General features: G+C 66.8%; 17 protein-coding genes. 7 read left to right on the top strand and 10 right to left on the bottom strand.

The genetic code is table 11. From position 1 onward, the window contains the following. Positions 1-106: 106 nt before the first annotated feature. The gene (locus O0J73_RS08365) at positions 107-2203 is read right to left on the bottom strand and encodes a prolyl oligopeptidase family serine peptidase (RefSeq protein WP_308308479.1); all 2097 of its coding nucleotides are present in this window, start codon (positions 2201-2203) and stop codon (positions 107-109) included. A 69-nt stretch (positions 2204-2272) separates the two neighbouring features. Further along, positions 2273-2599 carry a hypothetical protein gene (locus O0J73_RS08370; protein WP_197607183.1) on the bottom strand — a complete coding sequence of 109 codons (327 nt, stop codon included), beginning with the start codon at positions 2597-2599 and terminating at the stop codon, positions 2273-2275. Between the two features lie 127 nt (positions 2600-2726). Between O0J73_RS08370 and O0J73_RS08375 the strand changes: the two genes are divergently transcribed. Further along, the gene (locus tag O0J73_RS08375; RefSeq protein ID WP_308308480.1) at positions 2727-3323 is read left to right on the top strand and encodes a lipocalin family protein; all 597 of its coding nucleotides are present in this window, start codon (positions 2727-2729) and stop codon (positions 3321-3323) included. A 39-nt stretch (positions 3324-3362) separates the two neighbouring features. Here O0J73_RS08375 and O0J73_RS08380 read toward each other — a convergent pair whose 3' ends face one another. The 5 genes from O0J73_RS08380 to O0J73_RS08400 form a co-directional block, all read right to left on the bottom strand. Next, entirely contained in the window at positions 3363-3662 is a 300-nt protein-coding gene (locus O0J73_RS08380) for a HigA family addiction module antitoxin (RefSeq protein WP_006471116.1), read from the bottom strand. 10 nt (positions 3663-3672) lie between these two features. Further along, positions 3673-3942, bottom strand: coding sequence for a type II toxin-antitoxin system RelE/ParE family toxin (locus O0J73_RS08385; protein ID WP_006471117.1), 270 nt, complete (start codon positions 3940-3942; stop codon positions 3673-3675). A gap of 199 nt (positions 3943-4141) precedes the next feature. Further along, positions 4142-4831 (bottom strand): methionine ABC transporter permease, encoded by a 690-nt coding sequence (locus tag O0J73_RS08390; protein WP_006471118.1) that lies wholly within the window; start codon positions 4829-4831, stop codon positions 4142-4144. Beyond that, positions 4828-5835 (bottom strand): methionine ABC transporter ATP-binding protein, encoded by a 1008-nt coding sequence (locus O0J73_RS08395; RefSeq protein ID WP_006471119.1) that lies wholly within the window; start codon positions 5833-5835, stop codon positions 4828-4830. Before O0J73_RS08395 ends, O0J73_RS08390 begins: the two co-directional genes overlap by 4 nt. A gap of 216 nt (positions 5836-6051) precedes the next feature. Then, positions 6052-6948 carry a DMT family transporter gene (locus tag O0J73_RS08400; RefSeq protein ID WP_006471120.1) on the bottom strand — a complete coding sequence of 299 codons (897 nt, stop codon included), beginning with the start codon at positions 6946-6948 and terminating at the stop codon, positions 6052-6054. A gap of 146 nt (positions 6949-7094) precedes the next feature. Here O0J73_RS08400 and O0J73_RS08405 point away from each other — a divergent pair, with 146 nt between their 5' ends. The 3 genes from O0J73_RS08405 to O0J73_RS08415 all read left to right on the top strand — a co-directional run bounded on the left by O0J73_RS08405 (position 7095) and on the right by O0J73_RS08415 (position 9045). Beyond that, positions 7095-7577 carry a YajQ family cyclic di-GMP-binding protein gene (locus O0J73_RS08405; RefSeq protein ID WP_006471121.1) on the top strand — a complete coding sequence of 161 codons (483 nt, stop codon included), beginning with the start codon at positions 7095-7097 and terminating at the stop codon, positions 7575-7577. 101 nt (positions 7578-7678) lie between these two features. Next, entirely contained in the window at positions 7679-8245 is a 567-nt protein-coding gene (locus O0J73_RS08410; RefSeq protein ID WP_164086601.1) for a DUF1415 domain-containing protein, read from the top strand. Further along, positions 8242-9045: an SDR family oxidoreductase gene (locus tag O0J73_RS08415; RefSeq protein ID WP_197563968.1), complete on the top strand. Its 804-nt coding sequence runs from the start codon at positions 8242-8244 to the stop codon at positions 9043-9045. The genes O0J73_RS08410 and O0J73_RS08415 overlap by 4 nt, the downstream gene beginning before the upstream one ends. Before the next feature lie 83 nt (positions 9046-9128). On the opposite strand, the gene O0J73_RS08420 is transcribed toward O0J73_RS08415, so the two are convergent. Next, on the bottom strand, positions 9129-11159 hold the full coding sequence (locus tag O0J73_RS08420; protein WP_006471150.1) for a M3 family metallopeptidase: 2031 nt from the start codon (positions 11157-11159) through the stop codon (positions 9129-9131). Positions 11160-11329: 170 nt separating this feature from the next. Between O0J73_RS08420 and O0J73_RS08425 the strand changes: the two genes are divergently transcribed. Next, positions 11330-11734, top strand: coding sequence for a hypothetical protein (locus tag O0J73_RS08425; RefSeq protein ID WP_006471153.1), 405 nt, complete (start codon positions 11330-11332; stop codon positions 11732-11734). Positions 11735-11889: 155 nt separating this feature from the next. Here O0J73_RS08425 and O0J73_RS08430 read toward each other — a convergent pair whose 3' ends face one another. Then, positions 11890-13002, bottom strand: coding sequence for a PLP-dependent cysteine synthase family protein (locus tag O0J73_RS08430; RefSeq protein ID WP_006471155.1), 1113 nt, complete (start codon positions 13000-13002; stop codon positions 11890-11892). A gap of 126 nt (positions 13003-13128) precedes the next feature. On the opposite strand from O0J73_RS08430, the gene gloA reads away from it, so the two are divergent. Beyond that, on the top strand, positions 13129-13644 hold the full coding sequence (gloA, locus tag O0J73_RS08435) for a lactoylglutathione lyase (RefSeq protein ID WP_308308482.1): 516 nt from the start codon (positions 13129-13131) through the stop codon (positions 13642-13644). Positions 13645-13736: 92 nt separating this feature from the next. Continuing rightward, the gene (locus O0J73_RS08440; RefSeq protein ID WP_006471193.1) at positions 13737-14165 is read left to right on the top strand and encodes a VOC family protein; all 429 of its coding nucleotides are present in this window, start codon (positions 13737-13739) and stop codon (positions 14163-14165) included. A 67-nt stretch (positions 14166-14232) separates the two neighbouring features. Here O0J73_RS08440 and O0J73_RS08445 read toward each other — a convergent pair whose 3' ends face one another. Then, positions 14233-14664 (bottom strand): CBS domain-containing protein, encoded by a 432-nt coding sequence (locus O0J73_RS08445; protein ID WP_006471195.1) that lies wholly within the window; start codon positions 14662-14664, stop codon positions 14233-14235. Positions 14665-15105: the final 441 nt, after the last annotated feature.

The raw sequence follows: 15105 nt of genomic DNA on the forward strand, positions 1-15105 counted from the left end.
CCGCTGGCCGGCAACGGCATCACCCACACATCCGCGGTTTACCGGCCAGCGGCCGGCACTACCAGTAAAGAAAAACGCCGCCTTGGGGCGGCGTTTTCCGTTCTGCTTACTTGCCGCCCAACCGCTCCCACAGGAAGCTGTAGGCCAGCGCCGACATATGCGCGGCCTGCGCGTTGTTGGCTGCGCCGCCGTGACCGCCTTCAATGTTCTCGTAGTAGGTCACGTCCTTGCCGGCGTCGATCATCTTCGCCGCCATCTTGCGGGCATGGCCCGGGTGCACGCGGTCATCGCGGGTGGAGGTGGTGAACAGCACCGGCGGGTAGTTCTTCTTCGCGTCGAACAGGTGGTACGGCGAGAAGGTCTTGATGAACTCCCAGTCACTGGTGTCCGGGTTGCCGTACTCGGCCATCCATGAGGCGCCCGCCAGCAGATGGCTGTAGCGCTTCATGTCCAGCAGCGGCACCTGCACCACCACCGCACCGAACAGTTCCGGGTACTGGGTCAGCATGTTGCCGGTCAGCAGGCCGCCGTTGCTGCCGCCCTGCACGCCCAGGTGCTTGGCGGTGGTGATCTTGCGCTTGACCAGGTCACGTGCCACCGCAGCCATGTCTTCATAGGCCTTGTGGCGGTTCTGCTTCAGCGCCGCCTGGTGCCAGCGCGGGCCGTACTCGCCACCGCCGCGGATGTTGGCGACCACGTACACGCCGCCCTTCTCCAGCCAGGCGCGGCCCATGCCACCGGAGTAGCTCGGGGTCAGCGAGATCTCGAAGCCACCGTAGCCGTACAGCAGGGTCGGATTGGAGCCATCCAGCTTCATCGCCTTGTCGTGCACCACGAAGTACGGCACGCGGGTGCCGTCCTTGCTGGTGGCGAAGTGCTGCTCGATCACCTTGCCCTTGGCATCGAAGAAGGCCGGCATGGTCTTCAGCGTTTCCGGCGGCTGGCCGATCTCGGCCAGGGCCAGCGTGGTCGGGGTCAGGTAGTCGGTGGCGGTCAGCCACACCGCGTCACTGTCGTTGCTGTCCACGGCGGACACGCCCAGCGTGCCGAAGGCCGGCGCACCGACGAAGCGGCTGGTCTGCCAGCCATCGGCGCCCGGAGTCAGCACCGACAGGCGGTTCTTGACGTCGTCCAGCACGTTCAGCACCAGGTGGCTCTTGGTCCAGGTGGCACTGGCCAGCGAGGTGGTCGCGGTCGGGGTGAACAGCACCTCGAAGTCACGCTTGCCGGCCAGGAAGTCGTCCAGCCGGGTCGCCAGCAGCGAACCGGACGCATAGGTCTTGCCACCCACGGTCCACGGATCGCGCAGCTCCAGGGTCAGCCACTGCTTGTGCAGGCCTTTCTCGGCCGAGTTCGGCGCGTCGATCTTGGTCAGCGTGCCGTCGTCGCCACGCAGGTAGATCTCGTTGTTGTAGAACGCCAGCGTGCGGCTGACCAGGTTGCGCTCGAAGCCCGGGGTGTCATCGTGCATCGCCGCGATGTACATGTCTTCCGGCTTGCCTTCGTACACCACGCTGGCCGAGGCCATCGGCGTGCCGCGCTTCCACAGCTTGGCCACGCGCGGATAGCCGGACGTGGTCATGGTACCGGCACCGAAGTCGGTGTAGACGAACACGGTGTCGCGGTCGATCCAGTTCAGGCCACCCTTCGACTCCGGACGGAAGAAGCCGTCCTTGATCCAGGCCTTGTTGGCCAGGTCGAACTCGCGGGTGACGTCGGCATCGGCGCCGCCGCGCGACAGCGCGATCAGGCAGCGGCTGTAGTCCGGGCGCAGGCAGTCGGCGCCGTGCCAGACCCAGTTCTCGCCCTCGGCCTTGTTCAGCGCGTCCAGGTCGAGCACGGTCTCCCACTGCGGCGAGGCCTTGCGGTACTCGGCCAGCGTGGTGCGCCGCCACAGGCCGCGCTCGTGCTGCTGGTCCTTCCAGAAGTTGTAGTAGTAGTCGCCGATCTTCTGCACGCCGGGGATCTTGGCATCGGAGTCGAGCACCTCGCGGATGCTGGTCTCCATCTGCTTGAAGGCCGGGGTCTGCGCCAGGCGCGCCTCGGACTTGGCGTTCTGTTCCTTGACCCAGGACAGCGGCTTGTCGCCGGTGACGTCCTCCAGCCAGGCGTAGCGATCGGTGTCTTCAGCGGCCACGGCGGTCCCCACCGAGGCAGCGGTCATCATGCCGGCCAGCAGGCAGGCGGAAGCGAGTCGTGACATTGCAGCTCCAGGCAGTCATAAGCCGTGGAACGCTAGCACGGAATGTCGCGGTCGCCCCCGTGTCGAAGGTCAGGCCGTGGCCGCCGGGCGGCGTCGACCGCGCGCAGCCGAAGCCGGACGGCGCCGCGCCTGTCCACCGGTACGACGTGCCAGCCGCAGCCATGACAGGCGCGGCAGCGGGAAACGCAGCAGTGCCCACCACGCCACCAGCGGCATGCCGACCAGCCACATCGGCAGCCAGCCCAGCCAGGCGCTGCTGCCGCGCGCGGCCGGCCAGACCAGCACCAGCGCCACGCCGGCCAGCGCCACCTGCTGCACGCCGCGCAGCAGGCGTGGATCGGCGCGCTCGAAGATGACGCGTTCAGTTGCAGGGCGACGGACGGAACGTACGTTCATGGGGCTTCTCCGGTGGACAATGCAACACAGCGTGGGCAAGGGCCTTCTCACGGACTGCGACACCATTGACGGATCGCGTGCACACAGTCGACCATGCGCGTGCAAGCCCACTGGAGCCCGCTCCCGCATGACTTCGATCCGCCCGTTCTGCGCCGTGCTGCTGGCCCTGTCGCTGGCGGGCCCCGCCGTGGCCGCCAGTGAGCCGCCATCGTCCCGCGCCACCGACGCGGCCGCTCTGGACGCGCCGATCGACCTGAAGCGCTTCATGGGCACCTGGTACGTGATCGGCCGCGTGCCGAACTTCATCGAACGCGGGCATGTCGCCAGCGTCAACGAGTACGAGCTTCGCGACGCGCACAAGGTCGGCATCACCTACCGCTACCGGGACGGCTTCGGCGAACCGCTGCAGGAAGTGCGCGCACGTGCCAGTGTCGATCCGGACAGCGGCAACCACGGCTGGCGTACCTGGTTCTACCGTGTCGTGCCGACCCATTCGCGTGTGCTGGAAGTGGCCCCGGACTATTCCTGGGCGCTGATCGGTTACCCGGGTCGCGAGATGGCCTGGATCTTCGCGCGCAAGCCGGACATGGACAAAGCCCTGTACAAGGAGCTGGCCGAGCGCCTGCGCGACGAGTACGGCGTGAATACCGACAAGCTCAAGCGCGTGCCGCAGCATCCAGACCAGGTCGGCAAGCTGGGCTACGAAGTACCGAACGTGCGCTGATCGGATCGTGGCTGCGGAGCCGGGTCCGTGCGACCGGCTTCACGCCGCGCGTGGCTGCACCCGGCGTTCGATTTCGCTGCGTGTTGGCAAGGTCTTCAGATCGTAGGCCGCCTGCATCGCGAGCCAGGACGCGGCATCCCCACCGAAATGCCGCGCCAGCCGCGCCGCTGTATCCGCCGAAATGCTGCGTTGGCCGTGCACGATGGCGTGCAGTCGCGTTGCGGGCACATCCAAGGCCTTCGCCAGCGCATTCACGCTCAGCGCCAGGGGCAGCAGGAACTCTTCGCGCAGGATCTCGCCAGGATGGATGGCGCGCATGCCGTTGTGGGGACGCTTCATGGCGGGCACCTCAGTGATAGTCAACAATTTCTACGGCGTCGGCGCCGCTGTCGGTCCAGGTAAAGCAGAGCCGCCACTGATCGTTGATACGAAGGCTGTATTGCCCTCTCCGATCGCCTGACAGCGCCTCGAGGCGGTTCCCGGGCGGGCTGCGGAGGAAGGCCAACGTCTGTGCCGAATCGAGCAGTTGCAATTTGCGTTCTGCCACGCGCCGGATTGGACGCCAGGCACGGGGGCAGGTTCCGGCGCGGGTCTGCTTGCAGCGGAATGAACGGATCATTCCGTTCAACGTATTACGTTGAACGGAACATACCAAGGAAGGCGCTGTGCTGCCAGTCCCAGTCTGGCGATATCGATTCCTGATGGGCGTGGCGGCTTCCAGAGTCCCGCGCTATGACAAGCCCAATATCGACGTTCTGCAGGTTGCCGGCCAGCGGCCGGCACTACCCGGACGATGCCGGGCGTCTCCCGGCCCCCCGTTACTTGCGGCTGTAATGCGCGACCAGGCGGTCGCCGAGCATCTGCAGCAGCTGCACCAGCACCAGCAGCAGGACCACGGTGACCAGGGCCACGTCGGTGTGCGACCGCTGGTAGCCGTCGCGGAAGGCCAGGTCGCCCAGGCCACCGGAACCGATCGCACCGCCCATCGCGGTGAAACCGATCAGGGCCACGGTGGTGACCGTCGCACCGGCGATCAGGCCAGGGCGCGCCTCCGGCAGCAGCACGCGGGTGACCAGCTGCCAGGTGGTGGCGCCCATCGCCTGGGTCGCTTCGATCACGCCGCGGTCAACCTCGCGCAGCGCGGTCTCGACCAGGCGCGCATAGAACGGCGCAGCACCAATGACCAGCGGCACGATCGCGCCGCGCACGCCCAGCGAGGTGCCCATCAGGAACAGGGTGACCGGGATCAGCACGATCATCAGGATGATGAAAGGCACCGAACGCAACAGGTTCACCACCAGCGCCAGCACGCCATAGGCCAGCGGCCGGCGCTTCATCTGCGGCGCACCGAACAGGTACAGCAGCACGCCCAGCGGCAGGCCGATGGCCAGGGTCAGCGGCAGCGAACCGAGCAGCATCAGCAGGGTATCAAGGGTGGCCTGGCCGATATCGGCCCACTTGCCCGCATCCAGGTGGCGGAAAAAGCCGCCGGCAGTGGCGATGATCATCGACGCAGTTCCTCAACGTGCACGCCGGCGGCCACGAACGCGGCCTGCGCGGCGGACTGGTCACCGCCCACCAGGGCGACCACCAGCTGGCCATACGGGGTGTCCTTGATCCGGTCGATGCGGCCGGACAGGATGTTGTAATCGACGCCGGTCTCGCGCGCGACGCTGCCCAGCAAGGGCTCGTAGGTGTCGCCGCCGAGGAAGGTCAAGCGCACGATGCGGCCACCGACGGCGTCGAAATCACGGTGCAGCGCGCCTTCGTCGACATGCTCAGATTCACTGACGAATCGGCGCGTGGTCGGGTGCTGCGGGTGCAGGAACACCCGGGTGACCGGTCCGGTCTCGACCATCTGCCCGGCATCGAGCACGGCGACGCGATCGCAGACGCGACGGATCACGTCCATCTCGTGGGTGATCAGCACGATGGTCAGGCCCAGCTCGCGGTTGATCTTCGACAGCAGCGACAGCACCGAGGCGGTGGTCTGCGGGTCGAGCGCGCTGGTGGCTTCGTCGCACAGCAGGATCTGCGGGCGCGTCGCCAGCGCGCGGGCGATGCCGACGCGCTGCTTCTGGCCACCGGACAGCTGCGCCGGGTACTTCTGCGCATGGGCCTCCAGGCCCACCGTCTGCAACAGCTCGGCCACGCGCGCGTCGATCTCCGCCTTCGGCGTGCCGGCCAGCTCCAGCGGGAAGGCGACATTGCCGGCCACCGTGCGCGACGACAGCAGGTTGAAGTGCTGGAAGATCATGCCGATGCGCCGGCGCAGCGCGCGCAGGCCGTCCGCGTCCAGTGCGGTGACGTCCTCGCCACCGATCAGCAACCGGCCGCCGCTGGGTTCTTCCAGACGGTTGATCATGCGGATCAGGGTCGACTTGCCCGCGCCGGAATGGCCGATGATGCCGAAGACCTCACCGGCCTCGATGGTCAGGTCCAGCGGTTGCAGCGCGCTGACTTCGCGGCCGGCAACGGCATAGGATTTGTGCAGGCGCTGGAACTCGATCACGGGCGTGGCTCACCGGCTGGGTGACGGAAGGGGGCGTGCAGCCTACCAGCGCCGGCGCTCACGCGCCCGCGCCATAAGCCGGAATGTTATTCCTTTTGGTTCTAAGGCGCCCGTGAAGCCTCGCACCCGGTCGTGCCGCCCGCTGGCCGGCAACCGCAGCGGATCCCTCCAGCGTGAGGAGTTGCCGGCCAGCAGCCCGCACTACCCCCCTCGGGATCAGGGATGATCCAGCGGCTTCGGCGGCTCCTGCCGGTTCACCCGCTCACGGTGCAGCAGGTATAGGCCGGAAGCGACAATAATCGCCGCGCCCACCCAGGTGTAGCCGTCCGGCAGCTGGCCCCAGAAGGCCAGATCCCAGCCGATCACCCAGACCAGGCCGCTGTACTCCAGCGGCGCGATCATCGAGGCTTCGCCCAGCTGGAAGGCCTTGGTCAAGGCGATCTGGCCCAGTGCCCCGGCCAGGCCCATGCCGGCGATCAGCGGCGCGTGCGCCAATTGCAGCGGCACCCAGCCGGGAAGGGCCAGCAGGCCGGCGCCGACGGCCATGATCACCAGGAACCAGACCACCATCGACTGCGAGGTGTCGGTGCGGGTCAGCAGGCTGACCGTGATCGCGGCCACGGCGTAGGCGGTGGCCGCGGCCAGCACCATCAACCCAGGCACCGAAATGAAGCCGTCCACGCCCGGCCGCAGCACCACCAGCACGCCGACCAGGCCGATGCCGATGGCGACCCAGCGCCGCGGCCCGACCCGCTCACCCAGCAGCGGCACCGACAGTGCCGCGATCAGCAGCGGGGCGACGAAATAGATGGTGTAGGCGGTGGACAGCGGCAGGTCGCGCAGGGCGAACACGAAGCAGCCGATCATCGCCATGCCCAGTGCGCCGCGCAGCAGGTGCAGGCCCCAGCGTCGCGGTACCAGCGACCGCGGGCCGGCGCTGACCAGCACCCAGACCAGCACGAATGGCAATGAGGCCGCGCCGCGCAGGAAGGTCACTTCCAGCGTCGGATAGCTGGCCGACAGCTGCTTCATGCCAGCGTCCATCAGCGAGAAACAGGCGACTGCCGCGACCATCCAGGCCACCGCGCGCGAGGGGGAGCGTTGCACGTTCATGGCCCATTATCGCCGACCGCGCCGTTCCGTAGAGTCGAGCTTGCTCGACTGCTCTTCACAAAGCAGTCGAGCAAGCTCGACTCTACAAAAAGCTGGCAGGCCGGCACGATAGAATGGCCCTCACTGAATCCTGCGGAGCCGCGCCCATGCCTTCCTTCGACGTCGTGTCCGAAGTCGACACCCACGAATTGACCAACGCCATCGACCAGGCCAACCGTGAGCTGGCCACCCGTTTCGACTTCAAGGGAGTGGACGCGAAGTTCGAACGCGATGGCGATGTCATCAACCAGACCGCGCCGACCGAGTTCCAGCTCAAGCAGATGAACGACATCCTGCGCGCCCGCCTGGCCGCGCGCGGCATCGACGTGCTCAGCCTGGAGTTCGGCGACATCGAGACCAACCTGGCCCAGGCCCGGCAGAAGATCACCGTCAAGCAGGGCATCGAGCAGAAGATCGCCAAGAAGATCGCCGCTGCACTGAAGGACGCCAAGCTGAAGGTGGAAAGCCAGATCAACGGCGACAAGCTGCGCGTGCAGGGCAAGAAGCGCGATGACCTGCAGGACGCCATTGCCGTGCTCAAGGCCGGCAAGTTCGAGCTGCCGCTGCAGTTCAACAACTTCCGCGACTGAGGCATGCGCCGGGCGTGACCCGGCGCCGCCACCGGCAGGTACGACGGCGCGTTGCCGGCGACGCGCCTACAATGGCCGCCCCGCCAGCCGACGTGCCCGCCATGACCGATTCCCACCTGCCCACCGATGATCCGATCGCCGCCACCCGCCTGTGGCTGGAGCGCATCGTGATCGGCCTGAACCTGTGCCCGTTCGCCAAGGCGGTGTACGTGAAGGACCAGGTCCGCATCGTGCTGAGTGACGCCACCACGCCCGAGGCGCTGGTCGAACAACTGGCCGAAGAGCTGGTGCTGCTCCGCGATACCCCGGCCGAGCAGATCGACACCACGCTGATCGTGCATCCGCAGGTGCTGACCGATTTCCTCGACTACAACGACTTCCTCGACAACGCCGACGCCGCGATCGAGGCGCTGGACCTGCAGGGCATCCTGCAGGTGGCCAGCTTCCACCCGGACTATCAGTTCGACGGCGTGGCCGCGGACGACGCCAGCAACTACACCAACCGGGCGCCCTTCCCCACCCTGCACCTGCTGCGCGAAGACAGCGTGGCGCGCGCGGTGGATGTCTATCCGGACCCGGACGTGATCGTCGAGCGCAACATCCAGACCCTGGACCGCATCGGTGTGGACGGCTGGCATCGCCGCCTGCGCGGCGAAGACCTGTCATGAGCACGGTGCCGCCGATCGCGGCGTGGCCGGTGGCACCGCTGCAGGGCAAGGTGGTGCTGGTCACCGGCGGCGCCAACGGCATCGGCCGTGGCGTCGCCCAGGCCGTGCTCGGCGCCGGCGGACGCGTGCTGATCGGCGACCTGGACGTGGAGGCCGGGGAGGCGTGTCTGGCGGAATGGCAGCGCGGTGATGATGCCGCGTTCCAGCGCCTGGACATCACCGACGAAGCCAGCGTGCGCGACTTCGTCGCGGTGGCCCTGCAGCGGTTCGGCCGTATCGACGGACTGGTCAACAACGCCGGCATCGCCGGCCCGCATGGCACATTGCTGCAGGACATGGCGTGGGAGGAATGGCAGCGCCGCCTGTCGTCACTGCACGGTGCCTTCCTGTGCAGCAAGCACGCGCTGCCGGCACTCTCGGCCCGCACTGAGGGCGCGATCATCAACATCGCCTCCACCCGCGCCTGGCAGTCCGAAGCGCACAGCGAGGCCTATGCGGCGGCCAAGGGCGGGCTGGTCGCCTTCACCCACGCGTTGGCGATCAGCAGCGGCCCGGCGGTGCGGGTCAACAGCATCAGCCCCGGCTGGATCGGCACCACGGCCTGGCAGGCGCCCTCGCGGCGCCACCAGCCCGACTACTCGGCCACCGATCACGCCCAGCACCCGGTCGGCCGTGTCGGCCGCCCCGAGGACATCGGCGCGCTGGCGGTGTATCTGCTGTCGTCGCTGTCCGGCTTCACCACCGGCCAGGACTTCATCGTCGACGGCGGCATGAGCCGGAAGATGATCTACGCCGAATAGAGCACCGCTCTTCGGTGGGTGCGGACCTTGGTCCGCACTATTGCCAGAAGGTGCCAACCAAGGTTGGCACCCACCACAACGGTTTACGCCATGCCCGAATGGCGCAGCAGCGCGTCGATCTGCGGCGCGCGGCCACGGAAGGCCTTGAAGTTCTCCGCAGCCGGACGGCTGCCGCCGCGCGACAGGATTTCATCGCGGAAGCGCGCACCGGTTTCAGCCAGTGCCTGCGGTGCTTCCTCGAACGCGGCGTAGGCATCGGCGCTGAGCACCTCAGCCCACTTGTAGCTGTAGTAACCCGCCGCATAGCCACCGGCAAAAATGTGGCTGAACTGGTGCGGGAAGCGGTTCCAGACCGGCGGATGGTTCACCGCCACGTCCGCACGCACGCGGTCCAGCAGTGCCAGCACGCTGTCCTGCGCCGGTTCGAACTGGCTGTGCAGCAGCATGTCGAACAGGCCGAATTCCAGCTGGCGCACGGTGGCCATGCCGCTGTGGAAATTGCGCGCGGCCAGCATGCGCTCGTACAGCGCACGCGGCAGCGGCTCGCCGCTTTCGACGTGCGCGGTCATGGCCTGCAGGTGGCCCCATTCCCAGCAGAAGTTCTCCATGAACTGGCTGGGCAGTTCCACCGCATCCCATTCCACGCCATTGATGCCGGCCACGCCCAGTTCACCGATGCGGGTCAACAGCTGGTGCAGGCCATGGCCCATTTCATGGAACAGCGTGGTCACTTCGTTGTGGCTGAAGGTAGCCGGCTTGCCATTGGCACCGCGACCAAAGTTGCACACCAGGTAGACCAGCGGCGTCTGCACGCTGCCGTCGGCACGCACGCGACGGTTGCGGCAATCATCCATCCACGCGCCACCGCGCTTGCCTTCGCGCGCATACAGGTCCAGGTAGAACTGGCCGACCAGCGCGCCCTGCGCATCGACCAGGCGGAAGAAACGCACATCCTCATGCCACACCGGCGCGCTGTCTTCCTTCACGCGCAGGCCATACAGCTGCTCGATCACCGAGAACAGGCCGCCCAGTACCTTCGGTTCGGTGAAGTACTGCTTCACGTCCTGCTCGGAATAGCTGTAGCGCGCCTGCTTCAGGCGATCGGCGGCGAACGCCAGGTCCCAGGCCTGCAGGCTGTCGATGCCCAGCTGTTCTCGCGCGAACTGCTCCAGCTCGGCGCGATCCTTGGCCGCGAACGGCTTGGCACGCGCGGCCAGGTCACGCAGGAAACCCAGCACCTCGGCCGGGTCCTGCGCCATCTTGGTCGCTACCGAATAATCGCCGTAGGAAGCGAAGCCGAGCAGCGCGGCCAGCTCCGTACGCAGGGCCAGGATGCGGTCGATGTTGCCGCTGTTGTCCAGCGCGTCGTCGCCGAACTCGGACGCACGCTGCGCACTGGCGCGATACAGGATCTCGCGCAGGTCACGGTCTTCGGCCCAGGTCTGCACCGGCAGGTAGCACGGCATCTGCAGGGTCAGCTTCCAGCCCTGCTTTCCGTCCTTTTCCGCCGCAGCGTGCGCGGCGGCCTTCACGTCCTCCGGCAGGCCGGCCAGGCGCGCTTCATCCTCGATGATCAGCGACCACGCATCGGTGGCGTCGAGCACATTCTGCGAGAACTTCGCCGACAGCGCCGACAGCTCTTCCTTGATCGCAGCAAAGCGCTGCTGCGCCTCGGGCGCCAGCTCGGCACCGCCCAGGCGGAAATCACGCAGGGTGTTGTCCAGCACCTTGCGCTGGGCCTCGTCGAAACCCGCGGCTTCCGGGCTGGCGGCCAGCGCCTGGTACTGGCGGTACAGCGCCAGGTTCTGGCCCAGCGCGCTGGCGAAGCGGGTCACCCGCGGCAGGTTGCTGTTGTAAGCCTCACGCAGTTCCGGGGTGTTGACCACGCCCTGCAGATGGCCGACCAGGCCCCAGGCGCGCCACAGACGCTCGGTGGCGTCATCCAGCGGGGCGACGAAGCTCTCCCAGCGCACTGGCTGCACCTGCTCGGCGGCGCTGACGGCCGCTTCGGCCTCGGCCAGCAGCACATCCAGCGCCGGCGCCACGTGCTCGGGGCGGATCACCTCGAAGCGCGGCAGGCCGGAAAAATCGAGCAGGGGGTTGGCAGCGGTCACGGCAGATCTCCAGGGTACGGGCCCGGCAGGCGGGCAGCCTGGTACATATGGCGCTGGCGGGCGTGGCTGACAAGGGGGTGACGCCTGGCATTCACGTCGGCCTTACGGTCGCAGCTCGAAGCTCTGGCTGCGGGGGAGTCCGCAGCGGTACGTACCGAACGAGGCCCTACATGGAAGGTCTGGCTGCAGTTGCATCCGCCCCAGCGGCGCGGTCACTGGCGTTGTCTGCCAGCCCGGCCGAACTGACCTGGATCGCCGCGCTGTGCGATGCCGGCGACGACGCCCCGCGCCACCTGCAGCAGCTGCAGGCGGTGCTGCAGCAGGGCGGCACGTTCAATGACGCCCAGGAGTGGTACCCGTTCGAAGTGATCGAGCGCGGCGCCAGCCAGCTGCAGCTGGGCCATGAACGCGAGTTCGTGATCTGCGTGCTGCTGTGGCTGCAGGCCCTTGCCCAGGGCCGCGCCAGCACGCTGGACCCCAGCCTGCACCTGGATGATCGCGCGATGGACATCGAGGCGCTGCCCGATGCCTTGCGTGATGCGGTGCTCGATGCGTTCACCGCGGCGGGGTACTGAGCGGGCCGCAGCGGTGACCGGTGACCGGTCACCGGTAGAGTCGACTGTTAGTCGACTATCGCGCGCAGCGCGGCATTTTCACGACCTGAACGGAGAGCAGTCGACTAACAGTCGACTGTACCGCGCCGATCCACATCCAGCCGTGCGTTGCCGCATTACAGCGCTTCCAGGCTGCTCCACGGCAGTTCCGGCAAGCCCTGCCCGGCCACCGCTGCCGCCAGCTGCGCATCGGCGCGCTCGACATCAATGCCCTGCCGCACGTACCACGCCGGGTCGTAATAGCTTTGCGCGTAACGCTCGCCGCTGTCGCACAGGATGCTGACGATGCTGCCGTGGTGACCGGCCTCGCGCATCCACTGCGCGGCCTGCAGTACGCCGATGAAGTTGGTGCCGGTGGAACCACCGACGCGGCGGCCGAGCTGGCGGCTGACATGGCGCATCGCGGCCAGGCTCAGCGCGTCGGGCACCTTCACCATCGCATCGACACTGGTCGGGATGAAGCTCGGCTCCACCCGCGGCCGGCCAATGCCTTCCACGCGCGAACCACCGCTGCAGGTCAGGCCTCGCCAGTCCGGCTCACCGGCCACGGCAGCCTTGTAGCCATCGAAGAACACCGAGATTTCCGGGTCCGCGCACAGGATGCGGGTGTCGTGCCGGCGATAGCTGACATAGCGGCCCAGCGTCGCGGCGGTACCACCGGTACCGGGGCTGCACACGATCCATTCCGGGATCGGGCTGGGTTCCTCGGCCATCTGCTTGAAGATGGATTCGGCGATGTTGTTGTTGGCACGCCAGTCGGTGGCGCGCTCGGCGTAGGTGAACTGATCCATGAAGTGGCCGCCGGTTTCGCGGGCCAGTTTTTCCGAATCGCAGTTGAGGTCGCAGGCGCGCTCGACCAGGTGGCAGCGGCCACCATGGAATTCGATCGCCGCAATCTTCTCCGGCGAGGTGGTGGCCGGGATCACCGCGATGAACGGCAGCCCGAGCAGGCGCGCGAAATAGGCTTCGGACACCGCGGTCGAGCCGCTGGAGGCCTCGATCACCGGCCGGCCCTCGCGCAGCCAGCCATTGGCCAGCGCATACAGGAACAGCGAGCGCGCCAACCGGTGCTTCAGGCTTCCGGTGGGATGGCTCGATTCATCCTTCAGGTACAGCTCGATGCCCTCGAACCCAGGCAGCGCCAGAGGAATCAGGTGGGTATCGGCGGAACGGTTGAAATCAGCTTCGATCTTGCGGATGGCAGCAGCCACCCATTCACGCTGCGACATGGCGGGCCATCGGTATCGGGACGGAACGGTGCGATCCGACCATTGTACGTCGCGGTGCGGTCAGGTGCTGCTCGCTAGAATGGGGACATCCGGCCGGCAACGGCCCTGTCTGAAGGATCTCCCCCCATGACCATTCCCGCCCTGCGCGATGTCCCCGGCGTCGCCGCCCAGGCCCCGGCCGAGACCCGCGGCTTCGTGTTCAACCACACCATGCTGCGAGTGAAGGACATCACCGCCTCGCTGGACTTCTACACCCGCGTGCTCGGTTACCAGCTGATCGACAAGCGCGACTTCCCGGAGGCCCAGTTCAGCCTGTACTTCCTGGCCTACGTGCCGGGCGGCGCGGTGGCGCCGGAAGACGACGCCCAGCGCCGCCGGTGGATGGCCGGCCTGCCGGGCGTGCTGGAACTGACCCACAACCACGGCACCGAGGCCCAGGACGGCGCGGTATACCACGACGGCAACAGCGACCCGCGCGGCTTCGGCCATATCTGCGTGTCGGTGCCGGACATCGAAGCCGCCTGCCAGCGCTTCGAGGACCTCGGCGTGACCTTCCAGAAGCGCCTGACCGACGGCCGCATGAAGAACCTGGCCTTCATCAAGGATCCCGACGGCTACTGGGTCGAGATCATCGCCAACTGACCCGAAAAGGGACGGAGGGGATTAAGTCGTTTCTGGCACTATTGGGCTGAAAGCGACTTAATTCCCTCCGTCCCCTTTTTTGTGAGGTTGGTATGGAAACGATGGAACTGCACCGCGGCCGTTTGATCGACCATCTGCAGCTTGTGGTGCGTGACCTGGCCGCCAGCCGCCGCTTCTACCAGGCGGTGTTCGATACGATCGGCATCCCGATCGCCGGCGAAGGCGATGACTACTTCTGGGCCGATGAGCTGTTCGTTTCCAGCGCCAGCAGCGAGGCCGCCGCTGGCCAGCTGACCGGCCGCCATCACCTGGCCTTCCAGGCGCGCGACAGCGCCACCGTCGATGCCTTCCACACCGCCGCGATCGCCGCTGGCGGTACCGACAATGGCGCGCCGGGCGAACGCCCCTACCATCCGGGCTACTACGGCGCCTTCGTACTCGACCCGGACGGCAACAACATCGAAGTGGTCTACCACGGGCCGGCGAACTACAGCGCCGATTCGGTAAAGGTCACGTTCTGATTTCACCGATGCCGTGAACGAAGAAGCCGGGCAATGCCCGGCTTCTCTGCTTCCAGCACTGCAGCCCTCAGTGAGCGGCCATGTAGATGTCCTGAAGCACGGCCTTTTCCAGCTCGAGCTCGCCCAGCAGGTTCTTCACGATGTCGCCCAGGCTGAGGATGCCGACCAGGCGGGTGCCTTCGGTGACCATCAGATGACGGCGCCGCGAGTACGTCATCAATGACATGGCCTGTTTCAGCGTAGCCTCCGGCGAGATACCTTCCAGGCCGGTGGTCGGCACGCTGGAAATCACCCGGCGACCGGCCTGCGGGCCGTCGTCGGCCAGGGTACGCACGATGTCCTTTTCGGAAATGATGCCGACCGGGGCATCGTCCTTCATCACCACCAGCGCAGCGATCTTGTTCGCGCTCATCTTGTGGGCGGCGGCACCGATGGTGTCTTCGGCGTCGATGGTGATGACAGCTTCTTTCTTGGATTGCAGGAGTTCGCGGACGTTCATTCTTGTTTCCTGGTGCAGGTCACTGAAGTCAAAAAAGTGTGCTCTTCCGATACGCCCCCTCCCCGGGAACAGACCTTTCAGCGCACGTCTGGCGCACGTGCCTGCCCTGGGAGATGCATCGGCAGGCGACGTACTGCAACGCGAACGAGGTGGGCTCAACCGCTCAACCCATGCCTCGGTCAAATCGATTCTACGACTGCGACCATCGGTCACTACCGGCATCGATAGGACAGTTCGTCGTGGGAACCAAGCGACGATCCAGAGAATGGCACCGTGGCTGAAACCGCCGCTGAATACAGGCGGCATTGCGCATTAAAGATTGATTGCGGCCTGCCGACGGCGGACAGAACGGCCGGTGGCTGTCCCACTTGATGCGATCATCGGCGCAAACGAAAGGGGGCCACCTGGGCCCCCTTCGTGTACCGCTTCCAGGTCCACCAG

The organism is Stenotrophomonas sp. Sm6012 (genome assembly GCF_030985895.1).
Classification (GTDB): domain Bacteria; phylum Pseudomonadota; class Gammaproteobacteria; order Xanthomonadales; family Xanthomonadaceae; genus Stenotrophomonas; species Stenotrophomonas forensis.

Bases quoted from the DNA above. Each gene is read 5' to 3' on its own strand.
- O0J73_RS08410 (WP_164086601.1), top strand. From the start codon at position 7,679: ATGACCGATTCCCACCTGCCCACCGATGATCCGATCGCCGCCACCCGC.
- O0J73_RS08415 (WP_197563968.1), top strand. From the start codon at position 8,242: ATGAGCACGGTGCCGCCGATCGCGGCGTGGCCGGTGGCACCGCTGCAG.
- O0J73_RS08405 (WP_006471121.1), top strand. From the start codon at position 7,095: ATGCCTTCCTTCGACGTCGTGTCCGAAGTCGACACCCACGAATTGACC.
- O0J73_RS08375 (WP_308308480.1), top strand. From the start codon at position 2,727: ATGACTTCGATCCGCCCGTTCTGCGCCGTGCTGCTGGCCCTGTCGCTG.
- O0J73_RS08445 (WP_006471195.1), bottom strand. From the start codon at position 14,664: ATGAACGTCCGCGAACTCCTGCAATCCAAGAAAGAAGCTGTCATCACC.
- O0J73_RS08385 (WP_006471117.1), bottom strand. From the start codon at position 3,942: ATGATCCGTTCATTCCGCTGCAAGCAGACCCGCGCCGGAACCTGCCCC.
- O0J73_RS08440 (WP_006471193.1), top strand. From the start codon at position 13,737: ATGGAAACGATGGAACTGCACCGCGGCCGTTTGATCGACCATCTGCAG.
- O0J73_RS08365 (WP_308308479.1), bottom strand. From the start codon at position 2,203: ATGTCACGACTCGCTTCCGCCTGCCTGCTGGCCGGCATGATGACCGCT.
- O0J73_RS08390 (WP_006471118.1), bottom strand. From the start codon at position 4,831: ATGATCATCGCCACTGCCGGCGGCTTTTTCCGCCACCTGGATGCGGGC.
- O0J73_RS08370 (WP_197607183.1), bottom strand. From the start codon at position 2,599: ATGAACGTACGTTCCGTCCGTCGCCCTGCAACTGAACGCGTCATCTTC.
- gloA (WP_308308482.1), top strand. From the start codon at position 13,129: ATGACCATTCCCGCCCTGCGCGATGTCCCCGGCGTCGCCGCCCAGGCC.
- O0J73_RS08380 (WP_006471116.1), bottom strand. From the start codon at position 3,662: ATGAAGCGTCCCCACAACGGCATGCGCGCCATCCATCCTGGCGAGATC.
- O0J73_RS08430 (WP_006471155.1), bottom strand. From the start codon at position 13,002: ATGTCGCAGCGTGAATGGGTGGCTGCTGCCATCCGCAAGATCGAAGCT.
- O0J73_RS08400 (WP_006471120.1), bottom strand. From the start codon at position 6,948: ATGAACGTGCAACGCTCCCCCTCGCGCGCGGTGGCCTGGATGGTCGCG.
- O0J73_RS08425 (WP_006471153.1), top strand. From the start codon at position 11,330: ATGGAAGGTCTGGCTGCAGTTGCATCCGCCCCAGCGGCGCGGTCACTG.